The 17,131-nt window shown below is 65.3% G+C and carries 15 protein-coding genes and 1 pseudogene; 5 read left to right on the top strand and 11 right to left on the bottom strand.

Features of this window, described 5'->3' with window-relative positions; all coding sequences use genetic code 11:
* The 3 genes and pseudogenes from QMG72_RS13720 to QMG72_RS13730 all read right to left on the bottom strand — a co-directional run.
* Positions 1–444: pseudogene (locus QMG72_RS13720) on the bottom strand (cytochrome b/b6 domain-containing protein); the annotation flags it as partial.
* Positions 441–1,424: an electron transfer flavoprotein subunit alpha/FixB family protein gene (locus QMG72_RS13725; protein WP_226775380.1), complete on the bottom strand. Its 984-nt coding sequence runs from the start codon at positions 1,422–1,424 to the stop codon at positions 441–443. The pseudogene QMG72_RS13720 and the gene QMG72_RS13725, both read right to left, overlap by 4 nt.
* Positions 1,425–1,435: 11 nt before the next feature.
* Positions 1,436–2,212, bottom strand: a complete 777-nt coding sequence (locus QMG72_RS13730) for an electron transfer flavoprotein subunit beta/FixA family protein (RefSeq protein WP_226775381.1) — start codon at positions 2,210–2,212, stop codon at positions 1,436–1,438.
* Positions 2,213–2,486: 274 nt separating this feature from the next.
* On the opposite strand from QMG72_RS13730, the gene QMG72_RS13735 reads away from it, so the two are divergent.
* The 5 genes from QMG72_RS13735 (at position 2,487) to QMG72_RS13755 (ending at position 7,962) form a co-directional block, all read left to right on the top strand.
* Positions 2,487–3,101, top strand: coding sequence for a helix-turn-helix domain-containing protein (locus QMG72_RS13735; RefSeq protein WP_283480817.1), 615 nt, complete (start codon positions 2,487–2,489; stop codon positions 3,099–3,101).
* Positions 3,102–3,285: 184 nt separating this feature from the next.
* On the top strand, positions 3,286–4,530 hold the full coding sequence (gene argE / locus QMG72_RS13740) for an acetylornithine deacetylase (protein ID WP_283480818.1): 1,245 nt from the start codon (positions 3,286–3,288) through the stop codon (positions 4,528–4,530).
* On the top strand, positions 4,527–5,849 hold the full coding sequence (locus tag QMG72_RS13745; RefSeq protein WP_283480819.1) for an MFS transporter: 1,323 nt from the start codon (positions 4,527–4,529) through the stop codon (positions 5,847–5,849). The genes argE and QMG72_RS13745 overlap by 4 nt, the downstream gene beginning before the upstream one ends.
* A gap of 117 nt (positions 5,850–5,966) precedes the next feature.
* Positions 5,967–7,421, top strand: coding sequence for an MFS transporter (locus QMG72_RS13750; RefSeq protein ID WP_226775385.1), 1,455 nt, complete (start codon positions 5,967–5,969; stop codon positions 7,419–7,421).
* 52 nt (positions 7,422–7,473) lie between these two features.
* Positions 7,474–7,962, top strand: coding sequence for a GNAT family N-acetyltransferase (locus QMG72_RS13755; RefSeq protein ID WP_349359535.1), 489 nt, complete (start codon positions 7,474–7,476; stop codon positions 7,960–7,962).
* 18 nt (positions 7,963–7,980) lie between these two features.
* On the opposite strand, the gene QMG72_RS13760 is transcribed toward QMG72_RS13755, so the two are convergent.
* The 8 genes from QMG72_RS13760 to QMG72_RS13795 all read right to left on the bottom strand — a co-directional run bounded on the left by QMG72_RS13760 (position 7,981) and on the right by QMG72_RS13795 (position 17,130).
* Positions 7,981–8,874, bottom strand: a complete 894-nt coding sequence (locus QMG72_RS13760; RefSeq protein ID WP_283480820.1) for an alpha/beta fold hydrolase — start codon at positions 8,872–8,874, stop codon at positions 7,981–7,983.
* A gap of 118 nt (positions 8,875–8,992) precedes the next feature.
* Complete coding sequence (locus tag QMG72_RS13765; RefSeq protein ID WP_283480821.1) at positions 8,993–10,189, bottom strand: NAD(P)/FAD-dependent oxidoreductase; 1,197 nt, start codon at positions 10,187–10,189, stop codon at positions 8,993–8,995.
* Positions 10,190–10,362: 173 nt separating this feature from the next.
* Entirely contained in the window at positions 10,363–10,707 is a 345-nt protein-coding gene (locus QMG72_RS13770) for a cupin domain-containing protein (RefSeq protein ID WP_283480823.1), read from the bottom strand.
* Positions 10,708–10,940: 233 nt separating this feature from the next.
* Positions 10,941–12,656, bottom strand: coding sequence for a phospholipase C (locus QMG72_RS13775; RefSeq protein ID WP_283480825.1), 1,716 nt, complete (start codon positions 12,654–12,656; stop codon positions 10,941–10,943).
* 35 nt (positions 12,657–12,691) lie between these two features.
* Positions 12,692–13,714, bottom strand: a complete 1,023-nt coding sequence (locus QMG72_RS13780; RefSeq protein WP_283480826.1) for a DUF6454 family protein — start codon at positions 13,712–13,714, stop codon at positions 12,692–12,694.
* Between the two features lie 185 nt (positions 13,715–13,899).
* A complete protein-coding gene (locus QMG72_RS13785; RefSeq protein WP_283480828.1) occupies positions 13,900–14,886 on the bottom strand; it encodes a 5-oxoprolinase subunit C family protein in 987 nt (328 codons plus the stop codon).
* Positions 14,876–15,781 carry a 5-oxoprolinase subunit B family protein gene (locus QMG72_RS13790; RefSeq protein ID WP_226775392.1) on the bottom strand — a complete coding sequence of 302 codons (906 nt, stop codon included), beginning with the start codon at positions 15,779–15,781 and terminating at the stop codon, positions 14,876–14,878. The genes QMG72_RS13785 and QMG72_RS13790 overlap by 11 nt, the downstream gene beginning before the upstream one ends.
* On the bottom strand, positions 15,778–17,130 hold the full coding sequence (locus tag QMG72_RS13795) for an acetyl-CoA carboxylase biotin carboxylase subunit (RefSeq protein WP_226775393.1): 1,353 nt from the start codon (positions 17,128–17,130) through the stop codon (positions 15,778–15,780). The genes QMG72_RS13790 and QMG72_RS13795 overlap by 4 nt, the downstream gene beginning before the upstream one ends.
* Position 17,131: the final 1 nt, after the last annotated feature.

Raw genomic sequence — 17,131 nt, forward strand, 5'->3', positions numbered from 1 at the left:
CCAGGTAGCTGCGGGGAGGGTCGCCGCCGGCATTGCTTGCGCAGGGGTCGCTGCCGCCGTCGCAGGTGCCACCAGCGCAGCAGGCACAGCAGACTCAGAGTCCAGCGCTGGCGCTGCAGCGTCGCCCGCGGCGGGCGCCCCGGACATAGCCGACGCCGGCACCGGCACCGAGCCCAGGGCCGCGGGCGGCCAAGGCTCGCCGCCGGGCACCCGGGGCAGACCGCGGCGAAGCTGCCGCGTCCCGGCGTCGGCGTTCACTGCCGGATCCGGAGCGGCCGGATCCGGAGCGGCCGGCTCCGTTGGATGGGCAGCGGCGGGAGCGGTGGCCCCCTCCGCTCGTTCCATAACGATGGGTGCGGGTGCCTGGCCTGCTGCGGGCCAGGGGTCACCACCCGGCACGCGCGGCAGGCCCCGCCGCAGCGGCCGGGACTGGGTTGCCGTCACTTCTTCCGAGCCTCAAGGGCGCTGATCAGCTGGGGTACAACCTTAAAAATATCGCCCACCACACCAAAGTCGGCGATCTCGAAGATGGGTGCGTCTGCATCCTTGTTGATGGCGACGATCGTCTTAGCGGTCTGCATGCCGGCCCGGTGCTGGATCGCGCCGGAAATGCCAAGCGCGATATATAGCTGCGATGACACGGAAACCCCGGTCTGGCCCACCTGGTGCGATTGCGGGATGAAGCCTGCATCCACCGCGGCGCGCGACGCGCCAATGGCAGCGCCGAGTGTGTCGGCGAGCTGTCCGACGAGGGCGAACTGTTCCTCGGACCCGAGGCCGCGGCCGCCCGCAACAACCTTCGCGGCCCCGCGCAGCTCCGGCCGCGAGGTGGCCGCCACAACCTCTTCGAAGGAATCGATCCGCGCGGCCGGCTTCCCGGAGGGCGCCACTGCCAGGGTCTCCGCCGCTTCCGGCTGAGCCGTGGCGCGGGCCTCGATGGAGCCCTGGCGAACCGTGATCACCGGCGGCCCAAACGTGGACGTTGAGGTCACATTGTAGGCGCCGCCATAGACGGAATGGTGAGCCACGACGCCCTCCTCATCACGTGAGACGCCGATCGCATCGACGGAAACCGCCGCACGCGAACGCGCCGCGAACCGGCCGGCGAGATCGCGCCCGTTCAGTGAGTGCGAAATCAGGATCGCGTCCGGCTGCACCTGCTCCACAGCGGCCGCCAACGCGTCAACGCCCGGAACGCCGAGCGCGGAAGCATCCGGGGTCTCGGCGATCAGGATGCGTGCGGCGCCGAAGGCCGCAGCCTCCGCGGCGGCTGCGCTCCCGGCCCCGGGTGCGGCAAGAACCAGGGCAACGGGCGTGCCAGCTGCGGCGGCAGCGCCGAAGAGTCCGGCTGCAGCCTTCTCAAGTTCACCGGAAGCCCGGGTTTCCACAACGACGAGGATTGCGTCACGAGGGAATTCAGTCATGTCGTTACTCCTTACGCCAGTCGGTTTTCGATCAGGAAGTCAGCGAGCTTTTCGCCGGCATCACCCTCGTCGATGATTTTGACGCCGGCCGCGCGCGGGGGCTTCTCGGCGACGGTCAGCATAATCGAACGCGCCGCGTCCGGGCTGTCGGCGGTGATCCTGAGGTCTGCGAGGGTGAGCGTCTCGAAGGGCTTCTTCTTCGCAGCCATAATTCCCTTGAAATTGGGGAAGCGTGCCCCGGGAAGCGCCTCGGTAATGGAAATCACCGCGGGCAGGGTCGCTGATACCTGCTGCACGCCGGATTCAACGGCCCTGGAGCCGGACACCTCTCCGTCGCGGATCTGTACGGAGCTGAGCCCGGTGGCGTGGGGCACGTCCAGCAATTCCGCAAGCATCGCGGGAATCATGCCCCCGGATCCATCGGTGGAGACGTTCCCGGTGATCACCAGGTCAAACTCGATGCGGCGGAGCGCTGCGGCGAGGGTTTCGGCGGTCAGGCCAAGATCAGCACCCCGGAGCGCCTCGTCCGAGACATGGGTGGCGCTCCCCGCGCCCATCGCAAGCCCCTTGCGTATGGTTGCCGTCGCATTCCCGGGAGCGAGGGAGAGGACTGCGACGTTGGTGCCCGCGTTCGCGTCGGCGTACGCCAGCGCCAGCTCCAGCGCCCGCTCACCGATCTCATCGATGACCGCCTCGCTGGCTTCCCTGTCGGCGAGGCCTGTTTCATGGTTCAGTTTTCGGTCCCCGTACGTGTCGGGAACCTCCTTGACGAGGACGACAATCTTCATTGATGGCTCTTCCTGTGGCTGGCACGTCCCTAGCGGAAACATGTCGTATCTCCACTGAGTCTACGAAAGTGGCGCGCTGCTTGGTTGACTGGGCGCGTGTCGCGAAAATGGAGGACCCACTTTTGCCGCGCCTTTTGCCGCGCCTTTTGCCGCGCCTTTTGACCGCTGCCCTCGACGGCGAACCCGCCACCGTCCCGTTGCTGCTGCGTGTCCTCGGCTGGCGCAACCACTTCATTATCTTGACGATATCTTCACTATGGCGGACGATCGTGGGATGGAGAATCACGGCGTTGGCCCCGGGGCAGGACTGGAATATCCGCCGGTAGAGGATCAGGCCGAGCGCGCGATGACCGCCGTCGGCGCTTTGGTCCTGCAGTTACGGCGGGAGGCTGGGCACAGCATCGGCAGCCTTGCGGCGGCGGCCAGCCTCAGCCCCGGCCTGCTGAGCCAGATCGAGCGTGGCCAGGGAAACCCGTCGCTGACCACGCTGATCAAACTCTCCCAGGCCCTGAAAGTACCGGTGGGACGCTTCTTTGACAGCAAAGACCAAGGCGGGGCGCTGGTGCGGCGCGAGGACCGGCGGCGGCTCGAAGTTGCCGAGGACAACCTCATCTACGAACTCCTGACACCGCACATGAGCGGCCAGCTGGGGATGCTGCGGGCCCAGATCGCCCCGGGCTGGGACAACGAGGATGCTCCTTTTAAGCACGCCGGCGAAGAATGCGTGACCATGGTGCAGGGCCGGCTCCACGTCTGCGTCAACGGCGTGGGGTATGACCTGGAGGAAGGCGATTCGCTGACCTACGACTCCGCGCTGCCGCACTGGTACCGCAACTCCACCTCGGAAGACGCGGCGCTGATCGGCGCCATGACGCCGCCCTCCTTTTAACGGCCGACTGCGGACCTGCGGGAGATACGCTGCGTTCAATTTAATGAACAAATCGTGTTCAAAGTGTTGACATGAGTGGTGAGTCGGTCAAATACTGGGGGAAGAGAGCGGAATAGGCCGGCGGGCACAACCAGCTGCTGCCGCCCACCGCACCCAGCCGTCAAACACTGCGAGGAACCAGCCCATGACGTCCGCCACCACACCGGCAACAGCAGTACCCAGCACCGACGATCCAACTGCCGCCGCCCCCAGCGCCGCGGGTCTGGCCTGGGCGGCGAAGCTGGTCTCCTTCGACACCACCAGCCGCAATTCCAACCTTGCCTTGATCCACTGCATAGCGGACGAGCTCACCGCCCACGGGATCACCCCGGTCATCGTTCCCAGCCCCGACGGCACCAAAGCAAACCTCTTCGCCACGATCCCGGCCCGGGACGGCGCCGTCACCGGCGGTGTTATGCTCGCCGGCCACACCGACGTCGTACCCGTGGACGGCCAGGACTGGCACAGCGATCCTTTCACCCCCGAGATTCGCGAGGACCGGCTCTACGGCCGCGGCACCACCGACATGAAGGCCTTCAGCGGCGCCATCCTGGGTTTGCTTCCCGAGTTCCTGTCCCGCGAACTGTCCGAACCGCTGCACTTCGCCTGGACCTACGACGAAGAGGTCGGCTGCCACGGCGCAGTCATCCTGCTGACCGAGCTCGCTGCACGCGGGATCCATCCCCGGATTGCCTTCGTCGGCGAGCCGACCAGCATGCGTCCCGTCTCGGCGCACAAGAGCAGCCAGCTCTTCCGCGTCAGCGTCAGGGGCATCGCCGCCCATTCCTCCATGACTCCCACCGGTGTCAACGCCATCGAATACGCGGCCAGGTCCATTGCCTTTATCAGGTCGCTCGCCGACGAACACCGGCTGTCCGGCCCGTTTGATGACACCTTTGTGGTCCCCTACACCACCGCCAACGTGGGCCTGGTCAGCGGCGGTGCGGCAGTGAACACCGTTGCTGAACACTGCAACTTCGACTTTGAGTTCCGGACCATTCCGGGTGAGGACCCGGCGACGGTGATCTCCCGTATCGAGGAGCACCTGGCGCAGCTGCGGGCCGAAATCCAACAGGAGGACCCGGCCGCAGACATCCGGATGGAGCCACGGGGTACGGTCCCGGGGCTCAGCCCGGAAGGCCCGCGCGCCGCCCTGGAACTGGCCCAGCAGCTTAGCGGACACGCCGTCGAAGAGACCGTGGTCTACGCCACCGAGGCGGGACTTTTCCAGCGGGCCGGCATCGACACAGTGGTCTGTGGTCCCGGCAACATGGACCAAGGCCACACGGCCAACGAATACATCGAGCTTTCCCAGATCGCCGCGTGCGAGAGCTTTCTGCAGGCACTCTTCGCCCACCTCTCCCCAACCGAACGGACTGCCCAGCCATGAGCCATCAAACTGCCCCCAGCCTCGGTTCCGGTGACCAGGCTACCGGCCAGCGCCCGCCGGCCACCCAGGCGCTGGAACAAAAAAATGCCCGAAAAGCCGTCGTCGCCGCCTCGATCGGCAACGGACTGGAGTGGTTTGACCTGATTGTGTACGGCACGTTCGCCGTCACCATCTCCAAGTTGTTCTTCCCCACCAGCAATGAAGCCGCATCACTGCTGTTGACCTTCGCCTCGTTCGGGGTGTCCTTCATCATGCGCCCGCTGGGCGGCATCATCATCGGCCGTTACGCCGACAAGGCCGGACGCAAGGCCGGCATGCTGGTGTCCATCCTGGTGATGTTTGTTGGCACCTTACTGATTGTGGTGGCACCCACAGCCGCCGCCATCGGGGTCACCGCCAGCATCCTGGTGCTGGTCGCCCGGCTGCTCCAGGGCTTCGCCACCGGCGGGGAATTCGGCACGGCCACGGCCTACCTCATCGAGTACGCGCCGAACCGGAAGGCGTTCTACGGCAGCTGGCAGGTGGCCACCCAAGGCGCCGGCATCCTGCTGGCCGGAATCTTCGGTTTTGTACTCAACTCCTACCTCAGCACCCAATCGCTCGAGTCCTGGGGCTGGCGGCTGCCGTTCATCTTCGCGCTGGCCATCGGACCCGTGGGCTGGTACATCCGGTCCAAGATGGAGGAAACCCCGGAGTTTCTCGCCACCGAAAAGTCCACTTCGCCGCTGCGGGAGACGTTCATCGGCAACGGCGGCCGGCTCTGGGCGATCGTGGGCGTTGTATCGCTGGGATCCGTGGGCGTCTACATTGCCCTCTTTATGCCCACCTACGCGATCGTGAACCTGGGGATGCCGAAATCCGTGGCCTTCCTCTCCACCCTGATCTTCGGTGTGGTGATGAGCCTGGGTTCGCCGTTCATCGGCATGCTTGCGGACAAAGTGGGGCCGGCCCGGGTGATGACCTGGGCTGCTGCCGGCACAATCGTCGTCGGCATCCCGGCGTTTATGCTCCTCATCGCCGCGCCGGCCCTGCCCACCATGGTCGTGGTGGAACTGGTGCTCTCGGTATTGGCCACCAGCTACTTTGCACCGCTGCCGGCCATTATGTCTTCGATGTTCCCGGCCCGCATCCGCTCCACAGGGCTTTCCCTCGGCTACAATATCGGCGTCACAGTCTTCGGCGGATTCGCGCCCTTTATCCTGACCTGGCTGATCGGCACCACCGGTTCCCTGCTGGTGCCCGGGTTCTACCTCGTGAGCATTGCGGTCCTCGCCGCCGTGAGCCTGACCATTGCGCGGAGGGTCTACCGCCAGGCCTGAGCACTACCTGCCCGGGCCTGGCCGGGACTATTTCGCGCCAAGGTGCAGTTATGGAATCGGAGCCGGAACCGGTTTCGGCTGCTACGCGGTTCGGCGCGGACGGGAAGAGACGATCACGTGAAAACAACACTTGCCGAGGGAGTCGGCTTCCGCTCCAAACGCGGGCCCATCCTGATAGCCCTGATGCTTTCGACCGGCCTGGTGGCGATCGACTCGACGATCGTCGCGACCGCCGTGCCCTCGATTGTGCATGACGTTGGCGGATTCACGTCCTTTCCGTGGCTCTTTTCCGCCTACCTGTTGGCCCAAGCCGTCTCGGTGCCCGTCTATGCAAAGCTCTCCGACATCGTGGGCCGCAAACCGATCATCCTGATCGGGATCGGGTTGTTCCTGCTCGGTTCGATCCTGTGCGGGCTCGCCTGGAGCATGCCGGCCCTCATTGCGTTCCGTGTGCTGCAGGGACTGGGCGCCGGGGCGGTCCAGCCGATGGCCATCACCATCGCCGGCGATATCTACACACTGACCGAACGGGCCAAGGTGCAGGGCTACCTGGCCAGCGTCTGGGCTGTCTCCTCAGTCGTGGGTCCAACGCTCGGGGGCGTGTTTTCCTCGCTGGGCATCTGGCGGGGGATCTTCCTGGTGAACATCCCGCTGTGCCTCCTGGCCGGGTGGATGCTGATCCGGTCCTTCCACGAGGACATCGAGCGGGTGAAGCACCGCGTTGACTACTTGGGGGCGGGGTTGCTGACAGTCTCGCTCAGCCTGATCATCCTCGGCGCCCTCGAGGGCGGCCAGGCGTGGGCTTGGAACTCCGCGATCAGCATCGCCGTTTTTGCCGCCGGCGCAGTCTTGTTCGCAGCGTTTATCCTCGTTGAGCGGCGGGCAGCGGAACCGGTCCTGCCGCCGTGGGTGGTATCGCGGCGGCTGCTGGCGACGACGGCGATGATCTCCTTTGGCGTCGGAGCCATTATGCTGGGCCTCACCTCCTACGTGCCGACGTTCCTCGAAGGTGCCCTCTCCACCTCCCCGATCCTGGCCGGCTTGGCGCTGGCGGCGCTCACGATTGGCTGGCCGATCAGTGCCTCCCAGTCGGGCCGGGTCTATCTTCGGATCGGGTTCCGGCGGACCGCCATGATCGGCGTCGCGGTCACGGTCATCGGCGCAGCGGTGCTTGCCCTGACCGCCTCCACACCCAGCATTCTTTTGGTCGCCATAAGTTGTTTTATCGTCGGGCTCGGTCTTGGGCTGGTCGCGACCCCAAGCCTCATTGCCGCCCAGTCAAGCGTCGAATGGAACGAGCGCGGGGTAGTCACCGGCACCAATCTCTTCGCCCGCTCGATCGGCAGCGCCATCGGCGTGGCAGTCTTCGGGGCGGTTGCCAACGCGATCTACTCCGGCACCCCGGGCGGCAGCACGGATCCGCACACCATCGTCTCGGCCTCCGGGGCAGTGTTCCTCTCGGTGCTGGTCGGGGCCGTGCTCACGGTGATCGCCGTCATCGCCATGCCGGCCACCAGCCACAACGCAGGTTCAGCCGGGCAGCACCGCCGCGCCGAGGCAATCGAAAACTAGCCGGCGGCGTCGGTTGTCCCAGCTGGTCACAGGGGGCTGAAATACTGGGCCCATGATGCTCGCCGCACTGGACCTGCCCGGTGGACCCTTTACGATCCGGAAAGCCGAACCCTCCGACGTCGGCCCGATTTTGCGGCTCCTGGCGGACGACCAGCTCAGGGCCTCCACCGACTCGGTAGCGGCCGAGGACCGGGGGCCGTACGATCGCGCCTTTCAAGCCATTGACGCCGATCCTGCGCAACTGCTGGTCGCCGTCGTGACGACTGATCGGGAGGTAGTTGGGACGATGCAGCTGACATTCATCCCCGGACTCGCCCGTGGTGGGGCGACTCGACTGCAGATTGAGGCGGTGCGGGTCCGGGCGGACCTGCGGAGCAACGGACTCGGGGGCGCCATGATCAGCTGGGCGGTCAACGAGGGCCGCCGGCGAGGCGCAAGACTGGTCCAACTCACGTCCGACGGCTCCCGGGTCGCGGCGCACCGGTTCTATCAGCGGCTTGGCTTCGAAGCGTCGCACCTCGGTTTCAAACTTATGCTCTGAGGGCCCGCTTCGAGTCTCTTAGCCGACCAGGCTCAGTACCGCCTGCGCGAACGCGTCCGGGTCCTCCTGCGGCACGTTGTGCCCAATGCCCGGCAGGACCCGGTGGCGGTAGGGGCCGGTGAAGTGCCCCCTGCCGGCTGCCGCCGCGGGGCCGCCGACGCCGTCGTCCCGGCTTTCGAGTATTACCGTTGGAACGCTGATCTGCGGCTCCCGGGCGATCAGCTCCTCGAGCCCTTGGTACCGGGGGTCGCCGTCGACCAGCCCGTAGCGGTGGCGGTAGGAGTGGATGACAACGTCGACGAAGTCGGGGTTGTGCAGGCTCGGGGCGCTCGCGGTGAAGGCCTGCCGTGCACCATCCCAGCCGGGCGACCAGGTACGCCACAACAGCCCGCACAATTCCTCGCGGTTTAGTTCCAGCCCGCGGCGCCCCCGCTCCGAGTGGAAATAGTACTGATACCAGTAGCTTCGCTCCCATTCCGGGAGGGCAGGCTCGCCGGACCGGGCTAGGTTGTGCATGTTGTAGCCGCCCACGGAGACGAGGCCGGCAACCCGTCCGGGCTCCAGGGCCGCCACGACGCAGGCCGCCCGGCCGCCCCAGTCGTAGCCTGCCACGACGGCCTTGCCGATGCTGAGGGCATCCATAAAGTCGATGAGGTCCTGGCCGAGGGCGGCCTGTTGGCCCGAGCGGATGGTCGCGGGGTCGAGGAACCGGGTTGGACCGAACCCGCGGAGGTAGGGCGCGAGCACATACGCGCCCTGGCCGGCGAGGATCGGGGCGACGTCGTCGAAGGCCCTAACGTCATACGGGAATCCGTGCAGAAGGATGACCGGGGGCCCGCCCGGGTCGCCCGCGGACTCGTATCCGATGTCCAGGACGGGGGTCTGAACGCGGCCGGAGGATAAAAAGCTCATGGTGCCATTCTGGGCCCGGCGGGGCGTCGCCCCCGGAACCTGCCGTGGGCGCGCCTGCCCGCCGATGGGATCGGGGCGGAGCCCCTGCCCCGTCGGAGTTCTCCTGCTGCCCGTGGAGTTATATGCGCCCCTTGAGGATCAGGTTCCAGTACATAAACGGAAGCCCGTAGCGCTTCAGCAGCCACATGTCGCTGCGTTCCTTCGGGGTGTCGATGAACGGAATGCTGGGGGCGGGCTGCAAAGTGTAATCAAACTCCGCCAGCAGCATTTTCCCCCGCGCCGTGGTCAGCGGGCAGGAGGAGTACCCGCCGTACTGGGCGGCCGCGGCCTCCCCTTCAATGGCGGCCAGCAGGTTCTTCACCAGCACCGGGGCCTGCTTGCGGATCGCAGCGCCGGTCTTCGAGTTCGGTGTAGACCCCGCGTCGCCCAGGGCAAAAACTTCCGGGTACCGCTTGTGCTGCATGGTGTGCTTGTCAACGTCCACGTAGCCGGCGGGGTTGGCCGGGTCCGCCAGCGGGGTGCGCTTGAGCCAGTCCGGCGCAGACTGCGGCGGCACAACGTGGAGCAGGTCGTAGTGCAAGGATTCCTGGGAGCCTGCCGCATTGTCAGTAATCACTGCCACGCCAGCGGCCGGGTCCACCGAGGTCATCTCGCTGTTGAAGCGGACTTCGATGCCGTACTTGGCCACCACCCGCTCAAGCTCATCGGCGAACACCTTGACCCCGAACATACCCGGCGTCGGCAGAACCATCACGACCCGGATCTTGTCCAGCACCCCCTGCTTTTGCCAGTAATCGGCGGCCAGGTACGCAATTTTCTGCGGCGCGCCGGCACATTTGATCGGCCCTGAGGGCTGGGTGAAAACGGCCGTTCCGGACTTCAGGTTCCTGATCATGTCCCAGGTCTTTGGTGCCAAGTCGAAGCGGTAGTTGCTGGAGACGGTCGGCGACTCCAGGGCCTGGGCCATGCCCGGGATCTTGTCCCAGTCCAACTGGATGCCGGGGCAGACCACCAGATAGTCATAGGTGACGGATCCGCCGGATGCCAGTGCGACGCTTCGCCGCTCAGGATCGATATCCGTCGCGGCGTCCTTGATCCACGCAACTCCCTGCGGCATTACGGTTGCCTGTGGACGGACCGACTCCGTCTGGCTGGCCGAACCGCCTCCCACCAGGGTCCATAACGGCTGATAGTAGTGGTGCTCGCTCGGCTCAATCAGGCCGATATCAGTCCGGCCAGCATGGCGGAGCCGGGCGGCGACACTCAGTCCCGCATTGCCGCCTCCGACGATCAGGATCTCGTGGTGCATAGTCATGGATAAGACGCCTCTCTCGAACCGGGCGTCGCTTCAGCGCGGACGCCGTTCTCTTCGTGTTGTTACACACTGTGATGCCAATCACTCTATACCCTGGGGGGTATTTTGCATAGCTTCACCGGAGGCGTGAACCGGAAGATCCTCCCGTCCTGATCCGGGGCCGCTGCGGGCGCCTACGCCTGCCTGACGATATCGACCGAGATCTCCACCGCCGGAGCGGCCCCCCTGTTCTCCAGCCAGTGAAAGGTGTTCCCGTCCTCGGGCCAACCCATTCCCGGGCCATAGTCCGTGGCCGCTCCATTGCGATGGTCGGTGATGGTTCCTTGCAGGATGTAGACCATGCCGGGCCGGTCTTTATGGTCATGCACAGGGCCGAAGACGCCTCCCGGCTCGATGGTCACCATCCGCATCCGGAGCAGGCGTCCTGCCATGCCTTCGATCTCGGGCCCCAGGTCAACCGTTCCCAGCAGCTGCGCCGCAACACCTTTTGTCTTCGGTGCCGCCTGCTCTTCGCTCATGGTGCTCTCCTCTGTCCTTGCTGTTCCGCCCGCCGGCACCCGGAGTCTGCACGGCTACGGCAAGGACCTCTCGGCCCGGGCGACGGACTGTTGGCTGTATTAGCTGGTCTACTCCGAAAACGGTTCCTGCATCAAGACCGCCTGCCAAGGAAAAGGAACCGCCTCCGGCGCGTGGCCGGAGGCGGTTCCTGGGGGTGCTGTGTTGAGGACGCGCAGGGACTCCGCGAGGGTGCCTACCTCTCGTCGTCCCTGCCGTGCTTTTCGTCATCGTCGTTCCTGTTTGTGATGGAGGCGACGGCGCCGGTGTTTTCGTCGAGCAGGACCTTGCCGGTGCGCTGCTTGTGGAAGTTGAATATCTCGTTCAGCGAGCCGGCCGCGGAGTCGGCGGAAGCGTCACCGATCCGTCCGGTGTGCCAGTTGTCCTCGATGAAGCGCAGGATCGAGGTTTGATCGGTCTCGGTGTGGTCTACGAAGTTCTTCTTTGCGTAGGGGGAGATGATCACGAGCGGCTGGCGTGGGCCGGGTCCGCAGCGGTCGGCGTAGCCGCCCGCCAGCGGAACTCCGCTGGCGGCGGCGTCCGTGCACCAGGCGGCGTCGTCTTCAGTGTTGGAGGAGTTCTTCACCTTGGCGGCGACATGGTCGTACCAGCCGTCCGAGTCGTCGTAGGCGAGCACCACGGCCGTATCCTCCCAGTTCTTGGAATTCTGGATCTGGTTAACGGTGCTGGTAATGAAGTTCTGCTCGTCGATGGGGTCGGAGTAGGCGGCGTGGCCGTCCTGGTACATGCCCGCCTTTAGGAAGGACACGGCGGGCATGTTGTCGGTGTTGACCACCGTGTTGAACGCCGTGAGGTCGTACTGGTGGTTGGCCTGGCCGTTGTGGCCAATTTCCGCGTCCGACGCCGGGGCGACGTGGTGCGGGTTGGCGGTGGAAGCGTAGTACTGGAACGGCTGGTGGTGCGGGGAGTAGTCCACGACGTCGGCGCCCGCGGCGTTGGTGTGGCTGGACAGGCACGATGCGGGTGTGCTCCCGGACGCCGGGGTGGTGGGCGCGAAGCCGCCCTGGAACCAGCCCCAGGACGTGCCGTTGGAGTTAAGTAGGTCGCCGATGTTCTTGCCGTCTAGGCCGGCCAGGTTGTTGGTTTTGGCGTGGCTGTTGTTGGAGCAGTCGTCGTAGACCGGGTCCGGGTCGTTGATGATGGTGCCGACGCCCTTCGCGTCCGGCCGGCGGACGGTGTAGTCGCTGGCCGCCGGTTTAGCGGGCTGGCCGGCCGCCGTGTATTCGGTGGCTCCGTGGGTCTGGCCGGAGACCAGGTTCAGCGCACCCGGAGTGGACGGTCCGAAGACGGTGCTGAAGTGGTTGTCGCTCATGGCGTAGTTCTGGGCGTAGTTCCAGATGCCGGTGACGGTGTTTCCGTCGTAGTAGTCCATTGTCAGCCCGCTGCGGCCGTACTGGTTGGTGCCGCAGGCGTCCCGGCTGGTGAACTCAACAAACTTGTCCATCAAGCCGCCGTTGTATGCCTTCTGCTCGGCGCCATAGTTGTGGTCCTGGTCGCAGGTGACGGCCTGCATGGGCGAGAGGCGGGCCGGCTGGGCAGTATTGGGGTTGTTCGGGGCTAGCAGGCCCGCGGTGGCCAGGGTGTCGATTTTCTTGGGCGTGCTCTTGGCGGCAGTGAAGGTGGCCGCCGGGGTGCCGGTGCCCTGTTGGGTTTCGCCGGGAATGTTCGCGGCCTCCGGGTAGGTGGCGAAATAGTGGTCGAAGGAGACGTTTTCCTGAAAAATCACCACCACATGTTTGATCGGGGTCGCGGTTTCGGCGTGCTTATCTCCGGCCGAGGCCGGGACGGCGCCGACGCCGATCAGGCCGGCTGCCAGCGTCGACGCGGCCAGAGCCGCGGCGCCGGTGACGGCGGCGAGGCGTTTTCGGGTGGAGCGTGCTGGATGAGGCATAGGGTGTCCATTCATTTATAGGAGGTGCAAGGGGCTTACTCGGTTGCGGTAACGGTGGCCTCGTAGCTGAGGATTTCGGTGCCGTTGCCCTCATCGCCGTTGTCGGGAGCCACCCTCATGGTGAGGTGGTCGCCGTCGGCGGTCATTTTGAACGGGTTGCGCGTCGCCGCGTGACCGGCGGTGGACCACTGCTGGAAGGGGACGTCGCGGAGTACGCTGCGGGATTTGAGGTCGATCATCGCCATTCCGCCGAGTTCGTAGCTTGCGCCGGCTCCGCCGGACTGCGTGGCCTGGGGGAGGTTGGTGATCCCGCCGCAGAGCATTTTTGAGTTCGTCACGTACTGGCAGTCCTGGTAGTCGATGAAGTAGTTCGGGTTCTGCCAGCTAGCGAGCTGCCGGCCGTGCAGGTCCCATTCGGCGAAGCGTCGCGACCCCCAGGTGTTGCCGACGAGGCGGCCCGTCTGCTTGTCCATAACGATGCCGCCAAAGTGGTCCTTGACCTCGAATTGCTTGTGCACCTCGAGGCTTCTCGCGTCCACCCGGTACACGATGGCGCTGCTGTTGGGCCGGTACTGGGCAACCGGCACCCAGACGTTGGTGCCGTCGAAGTCGATGCCGCCGGGGTGGTACATGTCGCCCTCGCCAAGGATGATGTCCTTCTGGAGGTTCCCGGCGTTGTCCATCACAAACAGGTGGCCGACGCCCTTGCCGGGCGTACGGTCAAAACCGTCCTGTGTGGCGGGCAGCTTTGTGGTCGGTTCCAGGATCTGGACAGCCGAGAGGAAAATGTGGTCCTCACTGAAGGCGATTCCTTCGGTGTGGTACGTGGGAAAGTTCAACTTCAGCTTGCCGGTCTGCTGCCAGGCTGTGGCACGGTCGACGCCGCTGAACGCCTCGGACAGTGCCGTGCCAGTTACGTGGTGGCTGCCGGCGTCGCCCCCGCCCTGCTGATCGTTGTTGCCGGCGGCCTGGGCGGCCGCAGTGCCGCCGATTGCGGCCGCTGTCAGGACGATGGCTGCGGCGGCCGTGAGGATGCCTCGGGTGCGAGTCGTGCTCATGGGGGAGCCTCTCAAAGGGTGGATCTCAACAGGACCCCGCCAACGTACTCAGTGGCAATGAACCCATTGTGGAGTGGCGGTGAACGGCAGGGATCGACGATTGGCCAGTATCCGGGCCGCACAGCAGCCGGAAACACAAAAGCAGGAACCGGCAGTCCTCCCGGTTCCTGCTTTTGTGCCGTGCATCAGAGGCTGGAGCCGAGGGCTGCCCGCGCCTCCTGTTTGCGTTCAGCGAGTTCCTTGCGCGCCACCAGCGCCTCATCCTGGCTGACGGCAACGAATCGGGTGGAGGTCCCGGGAGCGGCACGGGCAACCAGATCCATGTCGGCGCTGATGACGGTTCCCACCATGGCGTAGCCGCCGCCGGAGACAGCATCGCGATGCAGGATGATCGGCTGGGTACCGCCGGGAATCTGGATGGAGCCGACGGCGTAGCCGGCGTCCACAATGTTGGACGGATCGGAACCGGCCCCAAAAGGCTGCTCGCGCTCTATCCATTTCACGCCGGGGCCGGAGTACCGCAAGCCCATCCGGTCAGCCACCGGGGTCACTTTCCACTCGCCGTTCAGGAGGTTGTCCAGCCCTTCGGCGGTGAGGCGGTGGTCGTACAGGCCAAGGACTATCCTGACTTCCTGTTCTTTTGCGAACCCTGGACGGAATTCTTCCGGAATCGTGTCGCCGTTGGGTACAACACCGCCGTTCAGCGGAATTCCGACCGGAACCTGGTCGCCGGCCTCCAGCTTGCGGCCATGGAAGCCGCCGATCGCGCCCAGGCTGTAGGTGGACCGGCTGCCGAGCACCTCGGGAACGTCGACGCCGCCCTGGACAGCGATGTAGTAGCGCGTCCCGCCGCGGATAACCCCAAAGCTCAGCTCATCTCCGGCGCCCAGCCGCAGCCGCGTCCACTGGGGGCGGGCTTCGCCGTTGACTTTCACCTCCACTGGAGCCCCGGTGATGGCGACGACGGCGTCCTCGCCGGTGGTCAGCACCGGGCCGAGATACGTGCATTCCAGGACTGCTTCCCGGGCGGTGTTGCCTACCAGGGCATTGCCAAGTTCGGCAGAGTACTGGTCCATGGATCCGCTCTGCGGGATGCCCACGTTGTAGTGGCCGGTGCGGCCCTGGTCCTGGACCGTGGTGGCAAGCCCGGGGTTCTTGATATCAAATGCCATTGAGGGCCCCCATAAGTTCCTGGTTGTACGCTTCGGGATGGGCCAGCGCCTTGGACACATCGAATGTCACGGGCGCCTGCCGGTAGCGGAAGGTCCCCGCCGAGATCTCGGCCTGGATGGTGTTGTATTCGGCTTCGGTGACCGGCTTGAACTTCACGATGTCGCCCGGCCGGAAGAAGACCATAAAGTCCTTGAAGTCAGCCAGTGCCTGGGCCGGATCGAAAATCGGCGCGGCGGCTACCCCGAACATCTGGTAGCCCCCGGCACCCCGCACGGAGTAGATGCAGCCGAAGCAGCCGCCGTGGCCCACCGTCAGCTTGGGCGTATCGGTGCGGGGACTCAGATACTTGGGCACTTCCAGCTGCTTGTCCTGCTCAACTAGCTGGAACAGGAACGGCAAGCCGGCGACGAATCCAACCATGGTGACAAGCCACGGCTGCTCATGATGGCGCTGGATGAATTCGGCGGCGTCCTTGAGGTTGTTGACCTTTGCTGCGTAGTCGATGTCCGTGCCGTCCGGCTCCTGATGGAATCCTTCGCGGAACCGCCCGGCCACCTCTGCGGTGAAGGGATCGTCGTACCAGACTGGGACTTCGACGATCCGGGTTTCCAGGGCCCGATCCTCCTGATGGGACAGGTCCCCTTCAATAGTCCGGACGGTCTTTTCCAAGGTCGACGGCGGCAGGACGTCAGGATCGAACCGCACCAGCAGCGAAGCGTTGGCAGGACAGACATCCACGATGCCCGGCAATTCCATGGCTGAAAGCTTCGCGGCAATGGACATCACCTTGAAATTGGCGGCCAGGCTCATGGACTCCGAAACTTCAACGAACAGGAATTCGTCCCCGCCCCAGGTGTAGCGAGCCTCCGGTACTGCAGGTGCGGGGCTATTCATGGCGCCTCCATTAGATCGGCAACGGTTTCTATGAACTTCGAGTGGTGGCTGACCGCGGCGAATTCGGGCCTGGCCAGCAACAGCTTGTGCACCGGGATCGTGGTTTTGACCCCTTCGATCACGGTCTGGTCCAGCGCAGCCAGCATGGCCTCAATGGCGGAGTCGCGGCTTTCCGCATGGACTATCAGCTTGGCAAGCATCGAGTCGTAGTAAGGGCTGACCGTGGATCCGGCCTCGACGCCGGTGTCCACCCTGATGCCGCCGCCTGCGGCCCAGTCCAAGGCGGTGATGAGGCCGGGGCTGGGGAAGAAGTTGTTCTCCGGGTCCTCGGCGTTAATGCGGCACTCGATGGCGTGGCCGGCAAACGTGATGTCCTCCTGCCGCAAGGACATCTCACCGGTGAATGCGATCAGCAGTTGTTCGCGGATCAGATCGACGCCCGTGATTTGCTCGGTGATCGGGTGCTCAACCTGAATTCTGGTGTTCATTTCGATGAACGCAGCTTCATGATTGACCGGGTCGTAGAGGAACTCGACTGTTCCGGCGCCGCTGTAGCGGCAATCGCGGGCGAGCTCCACGGAGGATTCCCGGATTCTTTCCCGGACAGTGTCCGGGAGGTCCGGCGCCGGAGCCTCTTCAATGACCTTCTGCGAACGCCGCTGCATGGAGCAGTCCCGGTCCCCGAGATGGATGAAACGCATTCCGTCGCCGAGGATCTGTACTTCTACGTGCCGGGCGTGCTGCACAAAACGTTCCAGATAGACTGTCGGGTCGCCGAATACGGAGGCCGCTTCGCCGCGCGCGATCTCGATGGTGTCCAGGAGCTCATCTTCGCTGTGCACAAAGCGGATGCCCCGGCCGCCGCCGCCGGCGGAGGCTTTGACGACGAGCGGATAGCCGACCCTGCGGGCGACCTCCACGGCGTCGGCATTCGGCTCCAGGGGTCCGTCCGACCCCTGGAGGACCGGGACGCCGGCTTTGCGGGCGGATTCCCTCGCCAAGGACTTGTTGCCCATCATCTCGATCGCGTCGGCATCCGGCCCCACCCAGATCAGGCCAGCAGCTGCGACCTTCCGGGCGAATACCGCGTTCTCGGAGAGGAACCCGTAGCCAGGGTGGACAGCATGGCAGCCGGTCTCCAGCGCCGCAGCGATGATGGCATCCTGGTTCAGGTAGCTGGCGGGGGCAGGAGCCGGACCCACCACAATCACGTGGTCGGCGGTCCGGGCAGCCAGGGACTCGACGTCGGCTTCGCTGGCAGCCAGGACCGTCTCGATTTCCATTGCACGGGCGGTTCGGGCAATCCGCACCGCGATCTCGCCGCGGTTGGCGATCAGCAGTTTCCTCATG

The sequence above is a fragment of the Pseudarthrobacter sp. PH31-O2 genome (genome assembly GCF_030063265.1).
GTDB lineage: Bacteria > Actinomycetota > Actinomycetes > Actinomycetales > Micrococcaceae > Arthrobacter.

Excerpts from the sequence above, each read along its gene's own strand:
- QMG72_RS13725 (WP_226775380.1), bottom strand. The coding sequence starts at position 1,424 with ATGACTGAATTCCCTCGTGACGCAATCCTCGTCGTTGTGGAAACCCGG.
- QMG72_RS13730 (WP_226775381.1), bottom strand. The coding sequence starts at position 2,212 with ATGAAGATTGTCGTCCTCGTCAAGGAGGTTCCCGACACGTACGGGGAC.
- QMG72_RS13735 (WP_283480817.1), top strand. The coding sequence starts at position 2,487 with ATGGAGAATCACGGCGTTGGCCCCGGGGCAGGACTGGAATATCCGCCG.
- argE (WP_283480818.1), top strand. The coding sequence starts at position 3,286 with ATGACGTCCGCCACCACACCGGCAACAGCAGTACCCAGCACCGACGAT.
- QMG72_RS13745 (WP_283480819.1), top strand. The coding sequence starts at position 4,527 with ATGAGCCATCAAACTGCCCCCAGCCTCGGTTCCGGTGACCAGGCTACC.
- QMG72_RS13755 (WP_349359535.1), top strand. The coding sequence starts at position 7,474 with ATGATGCTCGCCGCACTGGACCTGCCCGGTGGACCCTTTACGATCCGG.
- QMG72_RS13760 (WP_283480820.1), bottom strand. The coding sequence starts at position 8,874 with ATGAGCTTTTTATCCTCCGGCCGCGTTCAGACCCCCGTCCTGGACATC.
- QMG72_RS13765 (WP_283480821.1), bottom strand. The coding sequence starts at position 10,189 with ATGACTATGCACCACGAGATCCTGATCGTCGGAGGCGGCAATGCGGGA.
- QMG72_RS13770 (WP_283480823.1), bottom strand. The coding sequence starts at position 10,707 with ATGAGCGAAGAGCAGGCGGCACCGAAGACAAAAGGTGTTGCGGCGCAG.
- QMG72_RS13775 (WP_283480825.1), bottom strand. The coding sequence starts at position 12,656 with ATGCCTCATCCAGCACGCTCCACCCGAAAACGCCTCGCCGCCGTCACC.
- QMG72_RS13780 (WP_283480826.1), bottom strand. The coding sequence starts at position 13,714 with ATGAGCACGACTCGCACCCGAGGCATCCTCACGGCCGCCGCAGCCATC.
- QMG72_RS13785 (WP_283480828.1), bottom strand. The coding sequence starts at position 14,886 with ATGGCATTTGATATCAAGAACCCCGGGCTTGCCACCACGGTCCAGGAC.
- QMG72_RS13790 (WP_226775392.1), bottom strand. The coding sequence starts at position 15,781 with ATGAATAGCCCCGCACCTGCAGTACCGGAGGCTCGCTACACCTGGGGC.
- QMG72_RS13795 (WP_226775393.1), bottom strand. The coding sequence starts at position 17,130 with ATGAGGAAACTGCTGATCGCCAACCGCGGCGAGATCGCGGTGCGGATT.